The organism is Pseudomonas sp. MPB26 (assembly GCF_046605355.1).
Lineage (GTDB): Bacteria > Pseudomonadota > Gammaproteobacteria > Pseudomonadales > Pseudomonadaceae > Aquipseudomonas > Aquipseudomonas cedrina.
On sequence record NZ_CP176793.1, the window covers coordinates 4417586 to 4440834 of the forward strand.

A 23249-nucleotide genomic window follows, 5' to 3' on the forward strand; every position below is an offset into this window, starting at 1 on the left:
TCAGCTATTTACTCACGACCCGTTGCCTTCCTTGGGGGCAACGGGTCGTGTGCGTTTTTTAAGGAAGGTTTATGACTGTTGCCCTGCAAGGTTCTTTGATGGTTGACGTTGCCGGCACCTGGCTGACGGCCGAGGACCGCCACCTGTTGCGCCAGCCTGAAGTGGGCGGCCTGATTATCTTCGCACGCAACATCGAACATCCACGGCAGGTGCGCGAACTGAGCGCGGCGATTCGTGCGGTGCGCTCGGACCTGCTCCTGGCGGTCGACCAGGAAGGCGGTCGCGTGCAGCGTCTGCGCCAGGGGTTTGTACGCCTGCCAGCCATGCGCGCCCTGGCGGCTCACCCCAACGCCGAGTACCTGGCCGAGCAGTGCGGTTGGATCATGGCCACCGAAGTATTGGCGGTGGGCCTGGATTTGAGCTTCGCCCCGGTGCTGGACCTGGACTACCAGCGCAGCGCCGTGGTCGGCACCCGTTCCTTCGAAGGCGACCCCGAACGCGCCGCCGTGCTGGCCGGCGCCTTTATCCGTGGCATGAACAGCGCCGGCATGGCCGCCACCGGCAAACACTTCCCTGGCCATGGCTGGGCCGAGGCGGATTCCCACGTCGCCATCCCCAATGACGAACGCAGCCTGGAACAGATTCGCGCCAATGACCTGGTGCCCTTCGCACGCCTGAGCAAGCAGTTGGCGGCCGTGATGCCGGCACACGTCATCTACCCCCAGATCGACGCCCAGCCCGCCGGTTTTTCGCGCCGCTGGTTGCAGGACATCCTGCGCGGTGAGTTGCAGTTCGATGGCGTGATTTTCAGCGATGACCTTTCGATGGCGGGCGCCCATGTGGTGGGGGATGCGGCCAGCCGTATCGAAGCGGCGTTGACTGCGGGTTGCGACATGGGCCTGGTGTGCAATGATCGCGCGGCTGCGGAGCTTGCACTCACAGCCGCTCAACGCATGAAGGTCACGCCATCGGCGCGGATTGCGCGCATGCGGGGTCAGGCGATGGTGTCGACGGACTACAAGCAGGATCCGCGCTGGCTGGCGGCGCTGACTGCGTTGCGGGATGCTCAACTGATTAATTGAAACCGCGTCGTCGCTATCGCAGGCAAGCCAGCTCCCACATTTTGATTTGTGACTACATTCAAGTGTGGGAGCTGGCTTGCCTGCGATACGGTCTAACAGTCAACGCTTCTCTTGTTTATTGGGCAACGGCGCAAACAACGCCTCGATATCCTCATTGCCCAACTGCCAGTCCCCGGTCGTGCGCCCATCCAGCACACCTGCCGCCAAATCTGACTTCTCCTTTTGCAGGTGCTGAATTTTCTCCTCCACCGTCCCGCGCGCAATCATCTTGTACACGAACACCGGCTTCTCTTGCCCGATGCGATACGCACGGTCAGTCGCCTGGTTTTCCGTGGCGGGGTTCCACCACGGGTCGTAGTGGATCACCGTGTCGGCTTCGGTCAGGTTCAGGCCGACACCGCCTGCCTTCAGGCTGATCAGAAAAATCTGCAGCTTGCCGCTCTGGAAGTCCTTCACCGGCGTTCGCCGATCACGGGTCTGGCCGGTCAACAAGGCGTAGGCGACGCCGCGCTTTTGAAGCTCGATTTCGATCAGGCTCAGCATCGAAGTGAATTGGGAAAACAGCAGGATGCGCCGGCCTTCCTCAAACAACTCCTCAAGCATCGCCATCAGGCTATCAAGCTTGCCCGAGCTGCCGCCACGGGCGGGCAGGGTGGCGTCATTGACCAGCCGCAAATCGCAGCACACCTGACGCAACTTAAGCAGTGCTTCAAGAATGATGATCTGGCTGCGGGCCACGCCCTTGCGGGTGATCTCGTCGCGCACCTTCTTGTCCATGGCCAGGCGCATGGTTTCGTACACGTCGCGCTGGGCCTCGCTGAGGTCTACCCAATGGATGATCTCGGTCTTGGGCGGCAATTCCGTGGCCACCTGTTCCTTGGTGCGGCGCAGCAGGAAGGGTTTGATCCGACCGTTGAGGTGCTGAAGTCGTACATCGCTGGCGCGCTTTTCGATGGGCACGCGGTAGTCGCGGTTGAAGCTTTTTACGTCACCCAGCCAACCCGGCAACAGGAAGTGGAACAGCGACCACAGCTCGCCCAAGTGGTTTTCCAGCGGTGTGCCGCTCAAGCACAAACGCTGTCGGGCGTTCAGCTCGCGCGCCGCCTGGGCCGCCTTGCTGGAGGGATTCTTGATGTACTGGGCTTCGTCCAGGATCAATACGTGCAAAGGCAGGGTGGCAAGGTGGTCGATGTCCTTTGGCAACAGGGCATAAGTGGTCAGCAGCAGGTCATAGTCCTGCAGGCCGTTTTCCTTTAAAGGCGGGAAAAACTTCTTGCGTGACGCGCCATACAGCGCCAGCACCTTCAGTTGCGGTGTAAAGTGCGCCGCTTCATCGAGCCAGTTGGGAATCAGGCTGGTCGGCATCACCACCATGCAGGGTCGATCCAGGCGCCCGGCGTTTTTTTCCGTGAGAATATGCGCCAGGGTCTGCAGGGTTTTACCCAGGCCCATGTCATCCGCAAGAATTCCGCCGACATCAAGCTGACGCAGCGACTGCATCCAGCTCAAGCCTTCCAGTTGATACGGGCGCAAGGTCGCGTTCAGCCCTTCGGGCGCCACGCAGGTGAAATCCTTGATATCCCGCAGGCGCTGGGCGAAGTTGCGGATCTTTTCGCCGCCTTCCCATTGCAGCGGCAGGTCTTCCAGCGGGTTCAGGCGAATCGCATCGGCCTTGGCCAGGCGTAACGTGGTCGTGCCAGCCTCTTGCAGATAGAACTCGCCGAGGGTGGCCAGCACCGGTTTCAGGCGTCCGTAAGGCAACGCGACTTGCAGCGGGCCATGGCCGCCGTTGGGCAGGCCAGGGATATTCACCAGGATCAGTTCATCATCGCGACGCCGCGCCAGTTTCTCCGGGTTGAGAAGCTCGGTGTGGGAGCGCATCAGGTTCAGCAGAATCGGCAGCAGGCTCAGGCGCTCACCGTTAACGATGATCCCCAGCTCCAAGTCGAACCAATCACGCTCCGGGCCTTCGTCAACGGTGGCGTACCAGTCATCGACGGCGCTCAGGTCGAAGCCGAAATCTTCTTCGATCTGCAGCTCCCAACCCTCGGCCCGCAGGGTGGGCAAGGCATTGAGGGTGAAGTTGAGCCAGGCGCTGTCATTGACCAGCTCGAACAGCTCGCCGGCGCTTTCCGGCAGGGCCTTGCTCTGGCGCGTGGCGATCTTGAAACCGAGCAGGCGCAGGCGCTCGCGGTACGGCTGCTCAAGCTCGGGATGGCGCTTGATGCGCAGGCTCTGGGTGTCCTGGCGCACGATGATGTCGGCGTTTTTCTGCCCGCTGACATAGTTGCCCAGGTAATTGAACGACAACGCCGCGCGATGCTGGATATAGCGCTGCATCTTGCCGTTGCGCGGTTCAAACGCGCTGAATTCGACGCTGGCCAGCCACAGGCGTGGCACGGGCAGCACGTCCTCCATCACCACCTGCGGCAGCACCGGGCGGTTTTCCAGTACGGCCTGGAGTTTTTCCAGCAACTCGGCATCCTGGGTCGCGGCGGGGTAGGCCAGGGTTTCCTGGACCTTGAGCAGCACCGCCGCGATGTGTTTGCAGTTGGTGTGCACCGGGCAGGTACAGCGGCTGTCCACCAGGATCAGCATGCCCTTGGCCGACTCGCGCAACGAGATGGTCTGCCGATAGACGTTACCGCCCGAGCCTTCGCAGCTGGCGGTGATGGTGCTGTCGCCGGACTCGACGATGCGCACCCGGTTTTCCAGGGCGTACCGCCGTCCGCGCTCGAGGCTCTGCTCTTTAAAGCGATTGGCCCACGAGGGGGCCAGGGGTTTGGTCAGCGACGACGTCAGGGGCATGGCGCGGGATCAGTCCTGCAGGTCGGGCGGTGGTGCGCTGGGTGGCTTGGCGGTCAACGAGGTAATTTTGATCAGCAGCGCCAGATGGCCGCCGTCCAAGTAGTTGAGCTGGTTGTTCTTGGTGCGCACGTCTTTCTGGGCCAGGTGTTCGCTGGCGATCACGCTGCCGTTGCCGTCGAACTGGTTGATCCAGAAGTCCGCGTCGATATCGGTGAAGCGGCCCAATTGCAGGTTCAACACGCCTTCGATGGGGAACTGCCCGAACTGCTCCTGGCCGTCGGTAATCGCCAGCTTCACCGGTTGCTCGCCGAGGTTCTGTTCCCACGCCTTATGCAACAGCACGGTGTAGGTGGAGTCGGCGCGCAGCTTGTCGACAATGCTGGAAAGGCGCGGTGGGCTCAGCTTATCGCCCAGGCGCAGCGCCCCGGTGTCCCAGTCTTCCGGCGCGGCGCGGCTGTTGATCACCGGCTCGGCGTTCTGGCGCACCAGGATCAGCTCCACCTGGTACGGGCTGTCGGCGAACGCCGCGGGTGCCGCTACCAGCAATAACAGGCTCAACATGCGGAACAGGCGCATCGGGGCGTCCTTCAAGCAGATTTCGGGATGAGGCGCTCGAACAGCGCCTCCAATGTATTAAAGCGTTCTTCGGCACGTTCCATCGGCACCATGAACTTGAACAGCGTAGCCCCTTCGAACTTGTAGCGGTTGGGCTGGCCCTGGATCAGCTTGATCAGCACCAACGGGTCCACCGGCGTCTGCGCTTCGAACTCGATACGCCCACCCTGCGGCCCGGCGTCGACCTTCTTGATACCCAACTGCTCGGCCTGCAGTTTGAGCAGGGTCAGGCGCACCAGGTTCTTGGTCGGCTCCGGCAGCAGGCCGAAGCGGTCGATCATCTCCACTTGCAGGTCCTTGAGCCCCTCCTCGTCAGTGGCCGAGGCGATGCGCTTGTACAGGATCAGCCGCGCATGCACGTCCGGCAGGTAGTCTTCGGGGATCAATGCCGGCAAGCGCAGGTTGATTTCCGGGCCGCCGCCCAGCGGTTGGTCGAGGTTCGGCTGCTCGCCCTTGCGAATGGCTTTCACCGCGCGTTCGAGCATCTCCATATATAGCGTGAAACCCACCGCCTGGATTTGCCCGCTCTGGCCGTCGCCCAGCAGTTCGCCGGCGCCACGGATTTCCAGGTCGTTGGTGGCCAGCACAAAACCTGCGCCCAGGTCCTGGGTATTGGCGATCGCTTCCAGGCGCTTTTCCGCGTCGGAGGTAATCTGTTGCCGTGGCGGCGTCAGCAAATAGGCATAGGCTTGGTGGTGACTGCGCCCGACCCGGCCGCGCAACTGGTGCAACTGGGCCAGGCCGAACTTGTCGGCGCGCTCGATGATGATGGTGTTGGCGCTCGGCACGTCGATGCCGGTCTCGATGATGGTCGAGGCGATCAGCACGTTGAAGCGCTTGTGGTAGAAGTCGCTCATCACCTGTTCGAGTTCACGCTCGCGCATCTGCCCGTGGCCGATGGCGATACGCGCTTCGGGCACCAGTTCGGCGAGGTCGGCGGCGCATTTCTCGATGGTCTTCACATCGTTATGCAGGTAGTACACCTGGCCGCCGCGCAGCAGTTCACGCAGCAACGCTTCCTTGACCGTGCTTTTGTTCTGCTCCATTACGAAGGTGCGCACCGACAAGCGCCGCGCCGGCGGCGTGGCGATGATCGACAGGTCGCGCATGCCCGACACGGCCATGTTCAACGTGCGCGGGATCGGCGTGGCGGTCAGGGTCAGGATGTCGACTTCGCTGCGCAGGTTTTTCAGCTGTTCTTTTTGACGCACGCCAAAGCGGTGTTCTTCGTCGATGATCACCAGGCCCAGGTTCTTGATCTTCACGTCGTCCGACAACAGCTTGTGCGTGCCGATGACGATATCGATCTTGCCTTCTGCCAGGTCGGCGACTGCGGCGTTCACTTCCTTGGCGGACTTGAAGCGGCTCATCACTTCCACGCTCACCGGCCAATCGGCAAAGCGGTCGCGGAAGCTGTTGTAGTGCTGTTGGGCGAGCAGGGTGGTTGGCACCAGGATCGCCACTTGCTTGCCGCCATGTACCGCGATGAAGGCGGCGCGCATCGCCACTTCGGTCTTGCCGAAGCCCACGTCGCCGCAGACCAGGCGGTCCATCGGCTTGGGCGCGAGCATGTCGGCGCGCACGGCTTCGATGGTGGTTTGCTGATCCGGAGTTTCTTCGAACGCGAAGCCGGCGCTGAAGGTGGCGTAGTCGGCTTTCGGGTCGGCGAACGCATAACCTTCGCGCGCGGCGCGACGGGCGTAGATGTCGAGCAGTTCGGCGGCGACGTCGCGCACCTGCTCGGCTGCCTTGCGCTTGGCTTTCTGCCAGGTCTCGGAACCCAGGCGGTGCAACGGCGCCAGCGCGTCATCGCTGCCGGTGTAGCGGGCGATCAGGTGCAGGCTGGCCACCGGCACGTAGAGCTTGGCGCCCTCGGCGTATTCCATGGTGAGGAATTCGGCCGCCTGGTTGTCGATCTCCAGGGTCTGCAGGCCGAGGTAGCGGCCCACGCCATGGTCGATATGCACCACCGGCGCGCCTTCGCGCAGTTCGGTGAGGTTCTTGATCACGGCGTCGTTGTTGGCGTCGGCGCGTTTTTCGCGGCGTCGGCGCTGCATCACGCGCTGGCCGAACAGCGGGCTCTCGGCGATCAGCGCCAGGGCCGGGTCGTCCAGCAGCAGGCCTTCATCGAGCGGTGCGATGGTGATTGCCAGGCGTTCTTTGCTTTTTACAAAATCCGGCCAACTGTCGACGGTCTTCGGTCGCAGCTTCAGGCGTTCGAGCAGCTCCAGCAGCACTTCGCGACGACCGGCGGATTCGGCGGTAAACAGCACGCGGCCGGGGAAGTCAGCCAGGAAGTTGGACAGCGCTTCCAGCGGTTGCGTGGCCTTGGCCTGGATCGCCAGGTCCGGCAGCGTCGCCGCCGGAAAACGTTCGCGGCCGCCGCCTGCGTCCACGTCTTGCTGGCTGGCGACCACGCGCGGCCAGTTTTTCAGGCGTGCGAAGCAATCTTCCACCGGCAGGAACAGCTCGGCCGGCGGCAATAAAGGGCGGGACGGATCGACGCGGCGTTCTTCGTAGCGGTTACGCACGTCGTTCCAGAAGTTTTCCGCCGCCTGTTCGATGCCCGGTAGCGAGAACACTTGGGTGTCCTGGGGCAGGTAGTCGAACAGGGTGGAGGTTTCGTCGAAGAACAGCGGCAGGTAGTACTCGATACCGGCCGGTGTAATCCCGCTGCTCAGGTCCTGGAAGATCGGGCAGCGACGGAAGTCCACGTCGAAGCGCTCGCGAAAGCGTGCCTTGAAGCGCGTGACCGCGTCTTTTTGCAGCGGGAATTCACGGGCCGGCAGCAGCTTGACCGACTCCACCTTGTCGATGGACCGCTGGTTTTCCGGGTCGAAGGTGCGCAGCGTCTCGATCTCGTCATCGAACAGGTCGATGCGGTAGGGCAACTTGCTGCCCATCGGGAACAAATCGATCAGCGCACCGCGCACCGCGAACTCGCCGTGCTCGTACACCGTATCGACGCAGCGGTAGCCGCTGGCTTCCAGACGCGTGCGCATCTGCTCGACGTCGAGCTTCTGGCCGATGTCCAGCACCAGGCTGCTGCCCAGCAGGAACTTGGTCGGCGCCAGGCGGTGCAGGGCCGTGGTAATCGGCACCACCAGCACGCCGTGGGCCAGTTCCGGCAAGCGGTACAGGCTGGCGATGCGCTGGGAAATGATGTCCTGGTGCGGCGAGAACAGGTCGTAGGGCAGGGTTTCCCAGTCGGGGAAATGCAGCACCGGCAAATCGGGGGCGAAGAAGCTCAACTCCTGCTCCAACCGTTCGGCGCTTTGGCTGTCGGCGGTGAGCAGCAGGGTAAAGCGCTTGGCTGCGCTGGCAGCCTCGGCAATGGCCAGGCTCAGGGCGGCACCGGGCAGATTGCCCCAATGCTGTTTACCTGCCGCGGCAGGGAGTAGCGGTAGACGCAGAACGGGCACGGAAGGTTGAGCTCCAAGCGTTGCGACAAAGTCGGTAATTGTAACGGCCAGAGGTGCCGCCTGTCAGTTGCTGACTGTGCCTAATGCGGTTTGTAGGAAATGTAGTGGCTAAGACAAACAAAGGCGTGTTTTGACTCAATATGTAGTGCCAAAAGCCGCGATTGTTTTGGAGGGTTACAGACAAGTTGGCCGGCTCGCTGAACTGATGGCCTTCTGAAACCCGCGTATTTGCTGGGCTGTAGCGGGGTGGTATTTTTTGGCAAGGGCTTTTTGTTGGTGGTTGCGCATTGCTCAACCGGCAGTCGGACGACATAATGTAGCCCCTTTTTTCAGCCCCTACATGTGGAAGGTTACCGTGACTCAGAAGCCCGACCAGTGTCTTGGTGAATGGATCGACCGTGAAGCACTCGCAGAAGCGATGATCCCGCTCATCGGTCAGCTGTACCGCAATAACAATGTGGTGAGCTCGATCTATGGCCGCAGCCTGATCAACCAGTCCGTCATCGCGATTCTCAAAGCGCACCGCTTTGCGCGTCACCGTTCCGCCGACGACAGCGAACTCTCCGTCCACGAAACATTCCCACTGCTCAAGGCCATGAGCGAGCTCAAACTCGGCGCGGCATCGGTCGACCTGGGCAAGCTGGCCTATAAATTCCGCCAGGAAGGTGCCGGGCGCAGCGCCGAGCAGTTCGTGCGCGAAGAAATGGCCGATGTGGTTGGCCAGCAAAGCGCCGCTGCGCGCAAAGGCACCGACGTTGTCCTGTACGGCTTCGGTCGTATCGGCCGCCTGCTGGCGCGCATCCTGATCGAAAAAACCGGCGGCGGCGACGGCCTGCGTCTGCGTGCCATCGTGGTGCGCAAAGGCGCCGAGAACGACCTGACCAAGCGCGCCAGCCTGTTGCGCCGCGATTCGGTACACGGTCCGTTCAACGGCACCATCGTCATCGACGAAGAAAACAACACCATCACCGCCAACGGTAACCTGATCCAGGTGATCTACGCGAAGAACCCGTCCGAGGTGGATTACACCCAATACGGTATCAAGGACGCACTGCTGGTGGACAACACCGGTGTATGGCGTGACGCCGAAGGCCTGGGCCAGCACCTGGCCTGCCCGGGTGTCGACCGCGTTGTCCTGACCGCGCCTGGCAAGGGCAAGCTCAAGAACATCGTGCACGGCATCAACCATGCTGAAATCACCGCTGACGACAAGATCGTGTCCGCCGCGTCCTGCACCACCAATGCCATCGTGCCGGTGCTCAAGGCCGTGAATGACAAGTTCGGCATCGTCAACGGCCACGTCGAAACCGTTCACTCGTACACCAACGACCAGAACCTGATCGACAACTTCCACAAGGGCGACCGTCGTGGTCGCAGCGCCGCGTTGAACATGGTGATCACCGAGACCGGTGCCGCCACGGCTGCCGCCAAGGCCCTGCCTGAACTGGCCGGCAAGCTGACCGGCAACGCGATCCGCGTACCGACGCCTAACGTGTCGATGGCCATTCTCAACCTGAACCTTGAGACAGCCGCCACCCGTGAAGAGATGAACGAGTACCTGCGCTACATGGCGCTGCACTCCGATCTGCACAAGCAGATCGACTTCGTCAATTCCCAGGAAGTGGTGTCCACCGACTTCGTGGGCTCGCGCCACGCCGGTGTGGTGGACGCCGAGGCGACCATCAGCCAGGACAACCGCGTTGTGCTGTATGTGTGGTACGACAACGAGTTCGGCTACAGCTGCCAGGTGGTGCGTGTGATGGAAGACATGGCTGGGGTCAACCCGCCGGCGTTTCCGCGCTAAGTATCAGTGGTAAATGAGAAAGCCCCGACTGGTTCGGGGCTTTTTCATGGCTGGGGATTTGTGTTGCCCCGGCCGGCCTCTTCGCGAGCAAGCCCGCTCCCACATTTGACCGAGTACATCCTGAAGAAACGCGGTCGAATGTGGTAGCGGGCTTGCCCGCGAAGGCGGTGTTGCAGTCGACGCATTAGGTGACTGTCGCAGGTATTTCCAGCAGGATGGACTGGCCTACGACGCGACCAAGGGTTAATGTGCGCGGCGTTGAGCCTTATATAGACTGTGCCCCGGTTCACACACTTGAGCCAAATTGTCCTTCATGCCCGCTGGCCGCGGCATGATTTAGCCCGGCGTCCAACCGTACGCCTGGCCTGTTCTGAGGAGTACGCATGGCTGTCTACAACTACGACGTGGTGGTACTGGGTTCCGGCCCGGCTGGAGAAGGTGCGGCGATGAATGCCGCCAAGGCGGGGCGCAAGGTGGCGATGGTCGATAGCCGTCGCCAGGTCGGCGGTAACTGCACCCACTTGGGTACCATCCCGTCCAAGGCCTTGCGTCACTCGGTGCGCCAGATCATGCAGTTCAATACCAACCCGATGTTCCGGGCCATCGGTGAGCCGCGCTGGTTTTCGTTTCCGGATGTGTTAAAAAGCGCCGAAAAAGTCATCTCCAAGCAAGTGGCATCGCGTACCGGTTACTACGCCCGTAACCGCGTCGACCTGTTCTTCGGCACCGGCAGCTTCGCCGACGAGCAGACCATCGAAGTGGTCTGCCCCAACGGCGTGGTCGAGAAGCTGGTGGCCAAGCACATCATCATCGCCACCGGTTCGCGCCCGTATCGCCCGGCGGACATCGATTTCCATCACCCGCGCATCTACGATAGCGACACCATCCTGAGCCTGGGCCACACCCCGCGCAAACTGATCATCTACGGCGCCGGCGTGATCGGCTGTGAATACGCCTCGATCTTCAGCGGCCTGGGTGTACTGGTGGAACTGGTGGATAACCGCGACCAGTTGCTGAGCTTCCTCGACTCGGAAATTTCCCAGGCGTTGAGCTACCACTTCAGCAACAACAACATCACCGTGCGCCACAACGAGGAGTACGAGCGGGTCGAAGGCCTGGACAACGGCGTGATCCTGCACCTCAAGTCCGGCAAGAAGATCAAGGCCGATGCCTTGCTGTGGTGCAACGGCCGTACCGGCAACACCGACAAGCTGGGCATGGAAAACATCGGGGTCAAGGTCAACAGCCGTGGCCAGATCGAAGTGGACGAGAACTACCGCACCTGCGTGGCGAACATCTACGGCGCCGGCGACGTGATCGGCTGGCCGAGCCTGGCCAGCGCCGCCCATGACCAGGGCCGTTCGGCGGCCGGCAGCATCATCGACAACGGCAGCTGGCGCTACGTGAACGACGTGCCGACCGGGATCTACACGATTCCCGAGATCAGCTCGATCGGCAAGAACGAGAACGAACTGACCAAGGCCAAGGTGCCTTACGAAGTGGGCAAGGCGTTCTTCAAGAGCATGGCGCGTGCGCAGATCGCCGGCGAGCCGCAAGGCATGCTGAAGATCCTGTTCCACCGCGAAACCCTGGAAGTGCTCGGCGTGCATTGCTTCGGCTACCAGGCCTCGGAGATCGTGCACATCGGCCAGGCGATCATGAACCAGCCGGGTGAGCTGAATACGCTCAAGTATTTCGTCAACACCACGTTCAACTACCCGACCATGGCCGAAGCCTATCGGGTAGCGGCCTACGACGGCCTCAACCGGCTTTTTTGAGCGGCTCCGGCCGGTGGCCTGAGCCGGCCGGGGAGACCGATTTCAGTAATTCCCGAGGGTGGCAGTGGCCAAACCGGGAAAGTCTGTAATCAGGCTATCTACGCCGAAGTCGGCGAGCCTGCGCATCAGCGCAGGTTCGTTGACGGTCCATACGGACACGTGCAAACCCTGGCGCTGGGCTTTTTGCAGGCGTTCGGGGGTGCACAACGTCCAGTTCAACGCCAAGTACTCACAGCCATAGTTCTGCGCGACCTTCAGTGGGTCGAGCCAGGCATATTCGGCGACCAGGCCACGTGACAGGTCGGGGGTGAGTTCAATCGCCGCTTTCAGCACTTCCCGCGAACTTGAGGTGACGGTGACTTTGTCCATCAGGCCAAAGCGCACGGCCATCTCGCGGATTGCCAATACAGTGGTGGCGGCGCGGGTGCGCGAGGCGCTTTTGACTTCCAGTTGCCAGTGATCGAAGTCGCATTTTTCAAACAACTCCTCCAGGCGCGGGATCGGGCAGGGCTGGACCCAGCCGGGGCCGCCCTTGCGCGCGTCCATCTTGGTCAGGTCCGCCGCCGAATACTCGACTACCTTGCCGCGCCGGTCGGCGGTGCGCTTGAGGGTCGGGTCGTGAATGACCATCAGCTCGCCGTCCATGGACAAATGCAAGTCCAGTTCGCAACGGCGTACACCGTGCTTGAGGCACTCCTGGAAGCTGGTCAGGGTGTTTTCCGGTGCTTCGCCTTTGGCACCGCGGTGGCCGTAGATCAGGGTCACAGTTGCTCCTATGCGCCAGGTCGTCTGGCGGGGTGATACGAATTCAAGTGTCTTGGGCGTCGCTCTGTTCCCGCGCCAGGCGCCGTTCCTGCGCCTGTTTCTGCAGGATATAGCGCGCGAGCAACTGGCGTTGGGCATCGGTCATGGATTCGAATTCCGTGCCCACGTCAAAGCGATCACCCATTGCGTCGCAATGAGTGACGCGCGCGCGCAACAGCAGGCCGAGCGCCTGGGGCATCAGCACCAGCTTGACCGCCAGGTGTGCGCCCACCGCCAGCGAAGTGGCGTGTTGGAAGTCGATACCGCCCTCGGAAATGATCACTGGCTGCGGCGCACCGACTTCGTCCAGCAGGCCGCGCGCCATGATCTGGCTGAGCAGGTCCAGGCGTTTGTTCTGCACACGCAGGAAGGCGGCGAGGGTGCGATCCTTCTCGCTGAGCTGGCGCAGCAGGTGCTGGGCTTCGAATTCGCTCAAGTGCAATTCGCTGAGCAGGTTGAACAGCGGCGAATCATCGAGCAACACTTCCTTGCTCGCCGCTTCGGGGGCAGACAGGCTTTTGATTTGGAGTGCGATCATGTCGTCGATACGGTAGTATTCGCGGCGCTCTTCTTCATCTAATGTCGACATGGCGAACCCCAGGTTACGGTAATGGTCTGAGTGTAAAGCTGCTTACCAGACCCCGCCACCGGGACGTCTTCTTTTCCTCCGAACAAGCCCCGACATGTTCAGACCTCTCTTCGTATTTATCGGCACGCGTTATACCCGTGCAAAGCGTCGCAATCATTTTGTGTCGTTCATTTCCCTGACCTCGATGATCGGGCTCGCCTTGGGCGTGGTCGTGATGATCGTGGTGCTGTCGGTGATGAACGGCTTCGATCATGAGATGCGCACCCGCGTGCTGGGCATGGTGCCCCACGCGACCATCGAAGGCGATGCGCCCATCAGCGACTGGCAAAGCCTGGCCGACAAGGTCAAGCAGAACCCCAAGGTGCTGGCCGTGGCGCCGTTCACCCAGATGCAGGGGCTGCTGACCAACGACGGCAAGGTGCAGAAGATCCTGCTCAATGCCATCGACCCGGCCCAGGAGCGCAATGTCTCGATCATCGACAAGTTCATGTTGCAGGGCAAGATCGATGACCTGGCGCCGGGCAGCTTCGGCATCGTCATCGGCGACAAGGCCGCGGCCAAGCTCGGCGTTGGCATGGGCGACAAGCTGACCTTTGTCGCGCCGGAGGTCACCGTGACCCCGGCCGGCATGTTCCCGCGCATGAAGCGCTTTACCGTGGTCGGCATCTTCCACGTCGGCGCCGGCGAGATCGACGGCTACCTGGGCCTGACCAACCTCACCGACTTGGCGCGCCTGCATCGCTGGCAGCCGGACCAGGTGCAGGGCCTGCGCCTGAAGTTCAACGACCTGTTCGACGCACCGCGCGGCGCCTGGGAAATCGCCCAGCACCTGGGCGAATCCCAGTACTACGCCCGCGACTGGACCCGTACCCATGGCAACCTGTACCAGGCCATCCGCATGGAAAAAGCCATGATCGGCCTGCTGTTGCTGCTGATCGTCGCGGTTGCTGCGTTCAACATCATCTCCACGCTGGTGATGGTGGTGAACGACAAGAAGGGCGATATCGCCATCCTGCGTACCCTCGGCGCCACGCCGGGGCAGATCATGGCGATCTTCATGGTGCAAGGCACGGTGATCGGCGTGGTCGGCACCTTGATCGGCACCGCCGTGGGAATTCTGGCCGCGCTGAACGTCAGTGCCGCGATTGCTTTGCTTGAGAAAGTGATCGGCCACAAGTTTCTCAACGCCGACGTCTACTTCATCGACTACTTGCCGTCCCAGGTTCAGGCCCAGGACGTGTTGATGGTAGGCGGCGCCGCGTTGGTCCTGAGCTTCCTTGCCACCCTATATCCAGCCTGGCGCGCGGCACGTACCCAGCCAGCACAGGCCTTACGTTATGAGTGAATCGGGCATGAGTGAAAAAGCAATCCTGAGCTGCCGCAACCTGGGCAAATCCTACGAGGAAGGCCCGGAGTCGGTGGTGGTGCTGTCCAACCTGCAACTTGAACTGCACCCTGGCGAACGCGTGGCGATCGTCGGCAGTTCCGGTTCCGGCAAAAGTACCTTGCTGAACCTGCTGGGCGGCCTCGATACGCCATCCCAGGGCAGCGTATGGCTGGCCGGTGAAGAATTGTCGGCCTTGAACGAGAAGGCCCGTGGCCAGTTGCGCAACCGTTCGCTGGGGTTTGTGTACCAGTTCCATCACCTGCTGCCGGAATTCACCGCCCTGGAAAACGTGTGCATGCCGTTGCTGATCGGCAAGACCGCGATTCCGCAAGCCCGCCAGCGTGCCAAAGCCTTGCTGGAACGCGTCGGCCTGGGCCATCGCCTGGAGCACAAGCCGGCCGAATTGTCCGGCGGCGAGCGTCAGCGTGTGGCGATTGCCCGTGCCCTGGTGAACAACCCGGGCCTGGTGATGCTCGATGAGCCCACCGGCAACCTCGACTCCCATACCGCCCAAGGCATCAAGGACTTGATGCTGGAACTGAGCACCCAGATGCGCACCGCGTTCCTGGTGGTAACCCATGACATGAGCATGGCCCGGCAGATGGACCGCGTATTGCACCTGCAGGAAGGTCATCTGGTCGCCATCTGACCCGTTTCAAGCCCGGCGGCTGACGCCGGGTTTTCTATTTTTTCAACGGTGCCCGCGAATGTTCAGACCGTTATCGATTTTCATCGGCACGCGCTATACCCGCGCCAAGCGCCGCAACCGTTTTGTTTCGTTTATCTCGATGACCTCGATGATCGGCCTCGCCCTGGGCGTGCTGGCAATGATCGTGGTGCTGTCGGTGATGAACGGTTTCCAGCGCGAAATGAGCTCGCGCATCCTCGGCATGGTGCCCCACGCGACCATCGTCGGTGTCAACCCGATCGACGATTGGCAACCGGTGGCCGCCGCCGCGATGAAAAATCCGCAAGTGACCGCCGCAGTACCCTTCACGCAGATGGACGGTATGTTCTCCTACAAGGGTGCGATGCAGCCGATTGAAATCAGCGGTGTCGACCCGGCCCAGGAAGGCAAGGTGTCGATCGTGGCCCAGCACATCGTGCGAGGCAAACTCGATGACCTCAAGCCCGGCGAGTTCGGCGTGGTGATCGGCGAAATCACCGCGCGACGCTTTCGCCTGAACGTGGGCGACAAGCTGACCCTGATCGTGCCGGAACTGAGCAGCGCACCCGGCGGTATCACGCCGCGCATGCAGCGCTTGAACGTGGTGGGTATCTTCAAGGTCGGCGCCGAGCTGGATGGCTCGATGGCCCTGATCCACATGGCCGACGCCGCAGAGATTCAACATTGGCAGCCAAACCAGGTACAAAGCGTGCGCCTGGCGGTCAAGGACTTGTACGCGGCGCCCAAGGTCTCGGCGGATATCGCCGCCAGCCTGGGCGCAGGCTACAAGCCCGATGACTGGACCCATACCCAGGGCAGCCTGTTCAGCGCGATGAAGATGGAAAAGACCATGATCGGCCTGCTGTTGCTGATGATCGTCGCCGTGGCTGCGTTCAACATCATTGCCACCTTGATCATGGTGGTGAACGACAAGGGCGCGGACATCGCGATCCTGCGCACCATCGGCGCCACGCCACGGCAGATCATGGCGATCTTCATGGTGCAGGGCACGGTGATTGGCGTCGTCGGCACCTTGATCGGCGGTATATTGGGCGTGATTGCCGCGCTGAACGTGAGTGAGCTGGTAGGCTGGGTGGAGCGGGTCACCGGGCAGCATATCTTCAGTTCAGATGTGTATTTTGTCAGCAACCTGCCTTCGGAACTGCAAGGTGGCGATGTGTTGCTGATCTGTTCGTCCGGGTTTGTGCTGAGCTTCCTGGCGACGATTTATCCGGCGTATCGGGCGGCGAAGATTGAGCCGGCGCACGCTTTGAGATATTCGTAAGCGCTGAGGTATCCACAATCTGTAGTGAGCGGGCTTGCCCCGCGCCGGGTGGCGAAGCCGCCCCAAACCAGGCGACCGGGGTCTAGCTGGAGGGCTGCGGGTGTCTTTATTGGGGCGGCTTCGCCACCCAGCGCGGGCGGTGCGACGATTCGACAAGCCCGCTCACTACAGTGGCTCCTTCGCCAGTCATACACATTTTGGAGAAAAGAGATGGCATTGCGTACCCCTCTGTTATTGGCGGTTTGCTTGTTGGCATTGAGTGTCGATGCGATGGCCGATGCCGCCCACGCCTATGCGTTCGGCCAGCCAGCGCCTGCCAACAAGGCCACGCGCAGCGTGGAAGTGACGCTGCAGGACATCGCTTTTTCGCCCAACGCCGTGGATGTAAAAGACGGCGAGACCGTGCGCTTTGTCCTGGTCAACAAAGGCCGGTTGCTCCACGAATTCAACCTGGGCGACGCGGCGATGCATGCTGAACACCAGAAGGAAATGTTAAAGATGCAAGCCAGTGGTATGCTCACCGCCACCGGCATGGGTGCGATGGACCACAGCGCCATGGGCCATGGCGCAATGAAACACGATGATCCCAACAGTGTCCTGGTCGAGCCCGGCAAAACCGCCGAACTGACCTGGACGTTCGCCAAGACCACGGGCCTGGAGTTCGCCTGCAACCTGCCGGGGCATTACCAGGCGGGCATGGTCGGCAAGCTCAACGTCGATTGATCCGCTGGCGCTTAGGCGCGGGGGCAAAGGCTGGTAGACTGGCGCGGTTTTATTCAGCCAGGTTTCCGCCATGCATCCCGCAGCCGAACATTCGCCGCTGGGCAAGTCCAGTGAATACATCTCCACTTACACCCCTTCGTTGCTGTTCCCGATCCCGCGTGCCGCCAAATGGGCCGAGCTGGGCCTGAGCGCCGAAACCCTGCCTTACAAGGGCGTGGATTTCTGGAACTGCTTCGAACTGTCCTGGCTGCTGCCGTCGGGCAAGCCGGTGGTGGCCATCGGTGAGTTCTGCATCCCGGCCGACTCGCCGAACATCATCGAGTCCAAGTCGTTCAAGCTCTACCTCAACTCGCTGAACCAGACCGCGTTCGCCGATACGGCCAGCCTTGAATCCACTTTGCGCACCGACCTCAGCGCCGCTGCCGGTAAACCGGTGAGCGCGCGCATCCGCAGCCTGGCCGAGATCGAAGCCGAAGGCGTGATGGCGTTGCCCGGTGTGTGCATCGACGACCTGGATATCAGCGTCAGCAACTACGAACACCCGCGTCCGGAACTGCTGCGTTGCGATGACTCGCGCATTGTCGAGGAGAGCGTGCACAGTCATCTGCTCAAGTCCAACTGCCCAGTGACCAGTCAGCCGGATTGGGGCAGTGTGGTAGTGGAATACCGCGGTTCAGCGCTGGATCACGCCAGCCTGCTGGAATATATCGTGAGCTTTCGCCAGCACTCGGACTTCCACGAGCAGTGCGTGGAGCGCATCTTCCTGGACTTGCAGCGCCTGCTGAAGCCGGAGAAACTGACGGTGTATGCGCGGTATGTGCGGCGGGGCGGGTTGGATATCAACCCGTATCGCAGTACGGAAGATATGGCGTTCAAAAACGCCCGCCTGGCCCGCCAGTAGCCTTCACACAAACCAAATGTGGGAGCGGGCTTGCTCGCGAATGCGGTGTGTCCGTTAAGCATCCAGTGACTGACACCCTGCATTCGCGAGCAAGCCCGCTCCCACATTTTGGTTCTGTGCTTGGCGAGGGATTGTGTTAAATCCCCATGCTACCCAGCGTGTTCATGATATTGCGCAATGTCCCGGAAATGACCGGGTGTTCAGCGTCGAACTCTATGGCAGCTTGATTCACATCGTCCGAAATACTGGGTGACTGGGTGGCCGGCTCCAATTCAAGTTGCACTTCAAACTTGGCAATCAAGGCTTCCAGCGCTTCACGTTTTTCGGCAGGCAGCGGCGGTTCCTGTTCCAACTGCCCGCGCAGGATCTCGACCTGTTCTTCAAGTTTTTTGCGATCAGGCATCATGTCTTCCTTCTTATCAATAGGCACTGGCATAGACCGCGGCACGCCGAGAAAGGTCTACGGACTGGCCTGTAGATTAATCCACCGACGGCAACTGTGCATGATCCGTGTCAGGGCTTCTCGCCTTTGAGTTGGCGCAGGCTGATGTCGGCCAGGCACGTGCCGAGCTCGCCCAGGTGATCGATCACCGAATGCACGCCCAACCCATACAAGGCAACGGTGGCCTTGCCGCGCTTGCGCTCGCGCTCCTGTTCGCTCAGCGCCTGCCATGGCTCCGGCGCCAAGCCGCACAGCGAGCCGCAGGAGGCCAGCCCAATGGTCCACAGCCCGGCGTTGAGGCCTGATTGCAGCAGGCGCGGTTCGCCGCTGACCAGCACGCAGCCTTCCAGGCGTTCGATGTTCAGCTCCATCAGGGCTTGCCAGCAGGCATGAGGCGCCGGCCAGCGAATAGAGGAGGGCGATGCCGCCTTGATCCAAGCCGGCAGCGTGGCGGCCAGGGGCGTGGTGATAGACGGGGGCAGTTCGTCCAGCCAGGCGCAGGGCACGCCTTGTTCCTTCAGGCTGCGCAGGATCTTCAGCGCGCCGGGCGTGGCCTGGGAGTCGGGCGCGGGCGAATCGGTGCGCGCCCGGGAACCGAAGTCCACCAGGCAGCCACTCAAGCCAAACAGAACGGCAGTCAAGGCGGGGGCGCTGGCGATGGCTATTTCGGCGTGAGGCATGTCGACATCCCTGAAATAGCTCCAACGCTATCGGGCCCGGATGACAAGTCTATGACAGGATTATTAATTGTAGGAATTTTGTGCATTTGGGGTGCGACAGTTTTCGGAAGATGCCTAATTGGACACTTCCGTCATATACTGCAGGCCTTATTCAGGGCATAGCGCCCATGACAGACTATTCAAGGAGCAAAAGCTATGCGCTGGAGCCACTGTTTCGCTCAGCTATCGGTGTGTGCCACTTTCCTGCTGGCGCCGTTTGCCGCCCAAGCAGCACCAGAGGATGACCCGTGGGAAAGCGTAAACCGCCCGATCTTCACCTTCAACGACACCGTTGACACCTACGCCCTCAAGCCGTTGGCCCAAGGCTATGAGTGGATCACACCGCAGTTTGTCGAAGATGGCATCCACAATTTTTTCCGCAATATCGGCGATGTCGGCAACCTGGCCAATAACGTGCTGCAACTCAAGCCCCACAATGCGGGCGTCGACACTGCCCGTTTGCTGGTCAACACCACCTTTGGCGTACTGGGCCTTATCGATGTAGGCACCAAAATGGGGCTGCAACGCAGCGATGAAGACTTCGGCCAGACCCTCGGTTACTGGGGCGTGGGCAGCGGTCCCTACGTGATGCTGCCGTTGCTGGGTCCAAGCACCCTGCGTGATGCGCCCTCCAAGTACGTGGACAGCTACACCCAGCCGTACCGTTATATGGATGATGTGTCGGTGCGCAACAGCGTCATGGGCCTCAACATTATCGACACCCGCGCCAGCCTGCTCGATAGCGAGAAGCTGATCACCGGTGACAAATACACTTTTATCCGCAACGCCTACCTGCAGAACCGCGAGTTCAAGGTCAAGGATGGCAAGGTCGTCGACGACTTCTAGGCTGTGACGTTTTGAAATGAAAAAGGCGACCCCCAGTGGTCGCCTTTTTTGTGCGTGATCACTAGGACTACATCCTTACTTTGTGTTGTGGTCCCACCTGTTCTTATAACTCCCGGTGATTTGCGGTGTAAAGACGCCCGGCGACCATCGGCATGAGCTTGAAACCCCTCACGGATGGGAGTACCGTCTGCGCCTTAGAAGGGCACCTCTGCTTTACCGTTGTGCATGGGCGAAATCCCAATGCTTTGTAGGACAGAGAGGCTAGAAAGCGAATCCAGTACGTGCGCCCGGCCATTGCCGAGCCGCCTACGCCAACTTAATTCTGGCGCCGTTTGCCCACATGCAAAAAACCAGTGCCACGCTGCTGATAATCGATGACGACGAAGTAGTGCGCGCGAGCCTTGCGGCCTATTTGGAAGACAGTGGCTTCAGCGTCCTGCAGGCCAGTAATGGCCAACAGGGTCTCCAGGTATTCGAGCGCGACCAGCCCGACCTTGTGATCTGCGACCTGCGCATGCCCCAGATGGGCGGCCTCGAGCTGATTCGCCAGGTAGCCGAGCTCGCCCCCGAGATGCCAGTGATCGTTGTGTCCGGTGCCGGCGTGATGAACGATGCCGTCGAAGCCCTGCGCCTGGGGGCCGCCGACTACCTGATCAAACCCCTTGAAGACCTGGCGGTGCTGGAGCACTCGGTGCGCCGCGCCCTGGATCGTGCACGGCTGATGGTGGAGAACCAGCGCTACCGCGAGAAGCTCGAAACCGCCAACCGCGAACTCGAAGCCAGCCTCAACCTGCTCCAGGAAGACCAGAACGCCGGTCGCCAGGTGCAGATGAACATGCTGCCGGTGAGCCCCTGGACCATCGACGAATTCCAGTTTGCCCACCAGATCATCCCGTCGCTGTACCTGTCGGGAGACTTTGTCGATTATTTCCGCGTGGATGAACGGCGTGTCGCCTTCTACCTGGCTGACGTGTCCGGGCATGGCGCATCCTCTGCTTTTGTCACCGTGTTGTTGAAGTTCATGACTACACGGCTGTTGTTCGAATCCAAGCGTAATGGCACTTTGCCGGAGTTCACCCCGTCGCAAGTGCTGGGCCACATCAACCGGGGCCTGATCAGCTGTAAGCTGGGCAAGCACGTAACGATGGTCGGCGGCGTGATCGACGAAGAAACCGGTCTTTTGACCTACAGTATTGGCGGTCACCTGCCGATGCCTGTTTTATACACTCCTGACAGTGTGCGTTACCTGGAAGGGCGTGGTCTGCCCGTAGGCTTGTTCAATGAAGCCACCTACGAAGATCACATCCTGGAGCTGCCGCCGACGTTCAGCCTCACGCTGATGTCCGACGGCATCCTGGACCTGCTTCCAGAGCCTACACTTAAAGAGAAAGAAGCCGCCTTGCCCCAAAAGGTCAAGTCGGCGGGCGGCAGCCTGGATGGCCTGCGGCAGGTTTTTGGATTGGCCACGCTAGGGGAGATGCCGGATGATATCGCCCTATTGGTGTTGAGCAGGAATCTTTGATGAGTACCGGAAGAATCCAATTCGCCGAGCAAGACGGGACTTTCGTCCTGAAATTTGTCGGTGAAGTGCGCCTGACCCTGTGTTCGGCGCTGGATGCGACGATTGAGCGGATCTTCACGGCGCTGAACTTCTCAGCGATCGTGATCGATCTGACCGAAACCCGCAGCATCGACAGCACCACCCTTGGCTTGCTGGCCAAATTGTCCATCCTGTCCCGGCAGAAGGTCGGCCTGCTGCCGACCGTCGTCACCACCCACGAAGACATCACCCGTCTGTTGCAGTCCATGGGTTTTGACCAGGTGTTCAACATCGTTGACCGCCCGATCCCGTGCCCGGAATGCCTGACCGACCTGCCTTCGCAAGACCAGTCCGAGGAGATCGTGCGGGTCAAAGTGCTGGAAGCGCACAAGATCCTGATGGGCTTGAACGAGTCCAATCGAGAAGCGTTCCACGACCTCGTCAATGCCCTTGAACGTCACTGATTTCCCAGCAGGAACACACTCCAAATGTGGGAGCGGGCTTGCTCGCGAATGCAGTGGGTCAGCCAAACATGTATTGACTGACACTCTGCATTCGCGAGCAAGCCCGCTCCCACATTTTGATTTATGTAGGGTTTGAGACCTGCTGACTCCAGAAACACAAAAAAGGGCGACACCCGCGAGGGTGCCGCCCTTTTTGCAGCTGCCGGCTTTTACAGCTTGGCCGACAACAACGCCTCCAGCTTCTCCTGGTCCCGAGCAAACTGACGAATCCCCTCCGCCAGCTTCTCGGTCGCCATCGCATCCTCGTTGGACTCCCAACGGAACTGCGCTTCAGTCAAATGCACACGGGCCTCGCCAGCATGCCCAGGCGACAGCTTACGCTCCAGCTTGCCTTCATCCGCCGCCAGCTTCTCCAGCAGGTCCGGGCTGATGGTCAGGCGATCGCATCCCGCCAGCTCTTCGATCTGGCTGAGGTTACGGAAGCTCGCACCCATCACCACGGTCTTGTAGCCGTTAGCCTTGTAGTAGTTGTAGATGCGCGTTACCGACTGCACGCCCGGGTCATCGGAACCGGTGTAGTCGTTGCCATTGGCCTTCTTGTACCAGTCGTAGATACGGCCCACGAACGGCGAGATCAGGAACACGCCAGCTTCAGCACACGCCACGGCCTGGGCAAACGAGAACAGCAGCGTCAGGTTGGTCTGGATGCCTTCCTTTTCCAGTTTCTCCGCCGCACGAATGCCTTCCCAGGTAGAAGCGATCTTGATCAGCACACGGTCGCGGCTAACGCCGGCTTTGTCGTACAGGTCGATCAGACGGTGCGCACGCTTGAGTATGGCGTCTTCATCGAACGACAAGCGGGCATCCACCTCAGTGGAAATACGCCCCGGCACCACCTTGAGAATCTCCTGGCCCACCGCCACCGCAAAACGGTCGCTGGCCAGGCCTACGTCGCCGTTGCAGTCCTGTACACACTCGTCCAGCAGCTTGGCATAGCCCGCAATCGAAGCGGCCTTGAGCAGCAGGGAAGGGTTGGTGGTAGCGTCTTGCGGCTTGAGCTTGGCGAGTGTGGAAAAATCGCCGGTATCGGCTACAACGGTGGTGAATTGCTTGAGTTGTTCCAGCTTGGAAGTCATGGGCGTGCTCTGTCCTGTGGGTCTGATGACATTACCCGAGCGCCGACAGGCGCTCAAGGGCGCAAATGGGTTCGATCGTTTGCGAGGGCAACAACCTGGAAACAGCCGTTTGAATACCCGGCCGTACTGCTCAATAGGAGGCCAAAACCGCCGGCAGGTTCAACCCAATTCCGTCCAGACAACGCGCACCCTGTGGGAGCTGGCTTGCCTGCGATGACGTCCGCACAGCCACTGAGC

Annotated in this window: 19 protein-coding genes; 11 read left to right on the plus strand and 8 right to left on the minus strand. The window is 61.0% G+C overall.

Translation table 11 applies throughout. The annotated features are described in order from the left end of the window. Positions 1 to 71: 71 nt before the first annotated feature. The gene (nagZ, locus tag ACLH0H_RS20450; RefSeq protein WP_411379393.1) at positions 72 to 1082 is read left to right on the plus strand and encodes a beta-N-acetylhexosaminidase; all 1011 of its coding nucleotides are present in this window, start codon (positions 72 to 74) and stop codon (positions 1080 to 1082) included. Between the two features lie 99 nt (positions 1083 to 1181). On the opposite strand, the gene ACLH0H_RS20455 is transcribed toward nagZ, so the two are convergent. The 3 genes from ACLH0H_RS20455 to mfd are packed head-to-tail and all read right to left on the minus strand — an operon-like array spanning position 1182 to position 7927. Continuing rightward, complete coding sequence (locus ACLH0H_RS20455) at positions 1182 to 3890, minus strand: DEAD/DEAH box helicase (RefSeq protein WP_411379394.1); 2709 nt, start codon at positions 3888 to 3890, stop codon at positions 1182 to 1184. 9 nt (positions 3891 to 3899) lie between these two features. Beyond that, complete coding sequence (locus ACLH0H_RS20460) at positions 3900 to 4466, minus strand: CsiV family protein (protein WP_307386228.1); 567 nt, start codon at positions 4464 to 4466, stop codon at positions 3900 to 3902. An 11-nt stretch (positions 4467 to 4477) separates the two neighbouring features. Further along, positions 4478 to 7927, minus strand: a complete 3450-nt coding sequence (gene mfd / locus ACLH0H_RS20465; RefSeq protein ID WP_411379395.1) for a transcription-repair coupling factor — start codon at positions 7925 to 7927, stop codon at positions 4478 to 4480. Positions 7928 to 8267: 340 nt separating this feature from the next. Between mfd and ACLH0H_RS20470 the strand changes: the two genes are divergently transcribed. Together ACLH0H_RS20470 and sthA are read left to right on the plus strand one after the other, a co-directional pair. Next, positions 8268 to 9731 carry a glyceraldehyde-3-phosphate dehydrogenase gene (locus ACLH0H_RS20470; RefSeq protein WP_411379396.1) on the plus strand — a complete coding sequence of 488 codons (1464 nt, stop codon included), beginning with the start codon at positions 8268 to 8270 and terminating at the stop codon, positions 9729 to 9731. A 383-nt stretch (positions 9732 to 10114) separates the two neighbouring features. Then, the gene (gene sthA, locus ACLH0H_RS20475; RefSeq protein WP_076950296.1) at positions 10115 to 11509 is read left to right on the plus strand and encodes a Si-specific NAD(P)(+) transhydrogenase; all 1395 of its coding nucleotides are present in this window, start codon (positions 10115 to 10117) and stop codon (positions 11507 to 11509) included. Between the two features lie 42 nt (positions 11510 to 11551). Here sthA and ACLH0H_RS20480 read toward each other — a convergent pair whose 3' ends face one another. Beyond that, positions 11552 to 12274 carry a glycerophosphodiester phosphodiesterase gene (locus ACLH0H_RS20480; RefSeq protein ID WP_076950297.1) on the minus strand — a complete coding sequence of 241 codons (723 nt, stop codon included), beginning with the start codon at positions 12272 to 12274 and terminating at the stop codon, positions 11552 to 11554. Between the two features lie 43 nt (positions 12275 to 12317). Next, positions 12318 to 12902: a PilZ domain-containing protein gene (locus ACLH0H_RS20485; protein ID WP_411379397.1), complete on the minus strand. Its 585-nt coding sequence runs from the start codon at positions 12900 to 12902 to the stop codon at positions 12318 to 12320. A 94-nt stretch (positions 12903 to 12996) separates the two neighbouring features. Between ACLH0H_RS20485 and ACLH0H_RS20490 the strand changes: the two genes are divergently transcribed. From ACLH0H_RS20490 to queF, 5 genes are all read left to right on the plus strand, one after another. After that, on the plus strand, positions 12997 to 14247 hold the full coding sequence (locus tag ACLH0H_RS20490; protein WP_169376598.1) for a lipoprotein-releasing ABC transporter permease subunit: 1251 nt from the start codon (positions 12997 to 12999) through the stop codon (positions 14245 to 14247). A 7-nt stretch (positions 14248 to 14254) separates the two neighbouring features. Next, entirely contained in the window at positions 14255 to 14938 is a 684-nt protein-coding gene (gene lolD / locus ACLH0H_RS20495; protein WP_165448107.1) for a lipoprotein-releasing ABC transporter ATP-binding protein LolD, read from the plus strand. 58 nt (positions 14939 to 14996) lie between these two features. Continuing rightward, positions 14997 to 16241, plus strand: a complete 1245-nt coding sequence (locus ACLH0H_RS20500) for a lipoprotein-releasing ABC transporter permease subunit (protein ID WP_411379398.1) — start codon at positions 14997 to 14999, stop codon at positions 16239 to 16241. Positions 16242 to 16451: 210 nt separating this feature from the next. After that, on the plus strand, positions 16452 to 16964 hold the full coding sequence (locus ACLH0H_RS20505) for a plastocyanin/azurin family copper-binding protein (RefSeq protein ID WP_411379399.1): 513 nt from the start codon (positions 16452 to 16454) through the stop codon (positions 16962 to 16964). A 70-nt stretch (positions 16965 to 17034) separates the two neighbouring features. Beyond that, entirely contained in the window at positions 17035 to 17865 is an 831-nt protein-coding gene (gene queF / locus ACLH0H_RS20510; RefSeq protein WP_411379400.1) for an NADPH-dependent 7-cyano-7-deazaguanine reductase QueF, read from the plus strand. 136 nt (positions 17866 to 18001) lie between these two features. On the opposite strand, the gene ACLH0H_RS20515 is transcribed toward queF, so the two are convergent. Then, positions 18002 to 18268 (minus strand): DUF4404 family protein, encoded by a 267-nt coding sequence (locus ACLH0H_RS20515; RefSeq protein ID WP_076950303.1) that lies wholly within the window; start codon positions 18266 to 18268, stop codon positions 18002 to 18004. A 110-nt stretch (positions 18269 to 18378) separates the two neighbouring features. Next, positions 18379 to 18987: an HAD family phosphatase gene (locus tag ACLH0H_RS20520; RefSeq protein WP_411379401.1), complete on the minus strand. Its 609-nt coding sequence runs from the start codon at positions 18985 to 18987 to the stop codon at positions 18379 to 18381. Positions 18988 to 19182: 195 nt separating this feature from the next. Here ACLH0H_RS20520 and ACLH0H_RS20525 point away from each other — a divergent pair, with 195 nt between their 5' ends. The 3 genes from ACLH0H_RS20525 (at position 19183) to rssC (ending at position 21876) form a co-directional block, all read left to right on the plus strand. Next, positions 19183 to 19872 (plus strand): VacJ family lipoprotein, encoded by a 690-nt coding sequence (locus ACLH0H_RS20525; RefSeq protein WP_411379402.1) that lies wholly within the window; start codon positions 19183 to 19185, stop codon positions 19870 to 19872. Between the two features lie 340 nt (positions 19873 to 20212). Then, complete coding sequence (rssB, locus tag ACLH0H_RS20530; RefSeq protein ID WP_411379403.1) at positions 20213 to 21394, plus strand: two-component system response regulator RssB; 1182 nt, start codon at positions 20213 to 20215, stop codon at positions 21392 to 21394. After that, on the plus strand, positions 21394 to 21876 hold the full coding sequence (rssC, locus tag ACLH0H_RS20535; protein ID WP_010212025.1) for an anti-sigma factor antagonist RssC: 483 nt from the start codon (positions 21394 to 21396) through the stop codon (positions 21874 to 21876). The genes rssB and rssC overlap by 1 nt, the downstream gene beginning before the upstream one ends. A 209-nt stretch (positions 21877 to 22085) precedes the next feature. Here the strand turns inward: rssC and tal are convergent, their stop codons facing one another. Then, positions 22086 to 23012 (minus strand): transaldolase, encoded by a 927-nt coding sequence (tal, locus tag ACLH0H_RS20540; RefSeq protein ID WP_411379404.1) that lies wholly within the window; start codon positions 23010 to 23012, stop codon positions 22086 to 22088. Between the last annotated feature and the right edge of the window lie 237 nt (positions 23013 to 23249).

Bases quoted from the DNA above. Each gene is read 5' to 3' on its own strand.
- nagZ (WP_411379393.1), top strand. From the start codon at position 72: ATGACTGTTGCCCTGCAAGGTTCTTTGATGGTTGACGTTGCCGGCACC.
- ACLH0H_RS20455 (WP_411379394.1), bottom strand. From the start codon at position 3,890: ATGCCCCTGACGTCGTCGCTGACCAAACCCCTGGCCCCCTCGTGGGCC.
- ACLH0H_RS20460 (WP_307386228.1), bottom strand. From the start codon at position 4,466: ATGCGCCTGTTCCGCATGTTGAGCCTGTTATTGCTGGTAGCGGCACCC.
- ACLH0H_RS20470 (WP_411379396.1), top strand. From the start codon at position 8,268: ATGTGGAAGGTTACCGTGACTCAGAAGCCCGACCAGTGTCTTGGTGAA.
- sthA (WP_076950296.1), top strand. From the start codon at position 10,115: ATGGCTGTCTACAACTACGACGTGGTGGTACTGGGTTCCGGCCCGGCT.
- ACLH0H_RS20485 (WP_411379397.1), bottom strand. From the start codon at position 12,902: ATGTCGACATTAGATGAAGAAGAGCGCCGCGAATACTACCGTATCGAC.
- ACLH0H_RS20490 (WP_169376598.1), top strand. From the start codon at position 12,997: ATGTTCAGACCTCTCTTCGTATTTATCGGCACGCGTTATACCCGTGCA.
- lolD (WP_165448107.1), top strand. From the start codon at position 14,255: ATGAGTGAAAAAGCAATCCTGAGCTGCCGCAACCTGGGCAAATCCTAC.
- ACLH0H_RS20500 (WP_411379398.1), top strand. From the start codon at position 14,997: ATGTTCAGACCGTTATCGATTTTCATCGGCACGCGCTATACCCGCGCC.
- ACLH0H_RS20505 (WP_411379399.1), top strand. From the start codon at position 16,452: ATGGCATTGCGTACCCCTCTGTTATTGGCGGTTTGCTTGTTGGCATTG.
- queF (WP_411379400.1), top strand. From the start codon at position 17,035: ATGCATCCCGCAGCCGAACATTCGCCGCTGGGCAAGTCCAGTGAATAC.
- ACLH0H_RS20515 (WP_076950303.1), bottom strand. From the start codon at position 18,268: ATGCCTGATCGCAAAAAACTTGAAGAACAGGTCGAGATCCTGCGCGGG.
- ACLH0H_RS20520 (WP_411379401.1), bottom strand. From the start codon at position 18,987: ATGCCTCACGCCGAAATAGCCATCGCCAGCGCCCCCGCCTTGACTGCC.
- ACLH0H_RS20525 (WP_411379402.1), top strand. From the start codon at position 19,183: ATGCGCTGGAGCCACTGTTTCGCTCAGCTATCGGTGTGTGCCACTTTC.
- rssB (WP_411379403.1), top strand. From the start codon at position 20,213: ATGCAAAAAACCAGTGCCACGCTGCTGATAATCGATGACGACGAAGTA.
- rssC (WP_010212025.1), top strand. From the start codon at position 21,394: ATGAGTACCGGAAGAATCCAATTCGCCGAGCAAGACGGGACTTTCGTC.
- tal (WP_411379404.1), bottom strand. From the start codon at position 23,012: ATGACTTCCAAGCTGGAACAACTCAAGCAATTCACCACCGTTGTAGCC.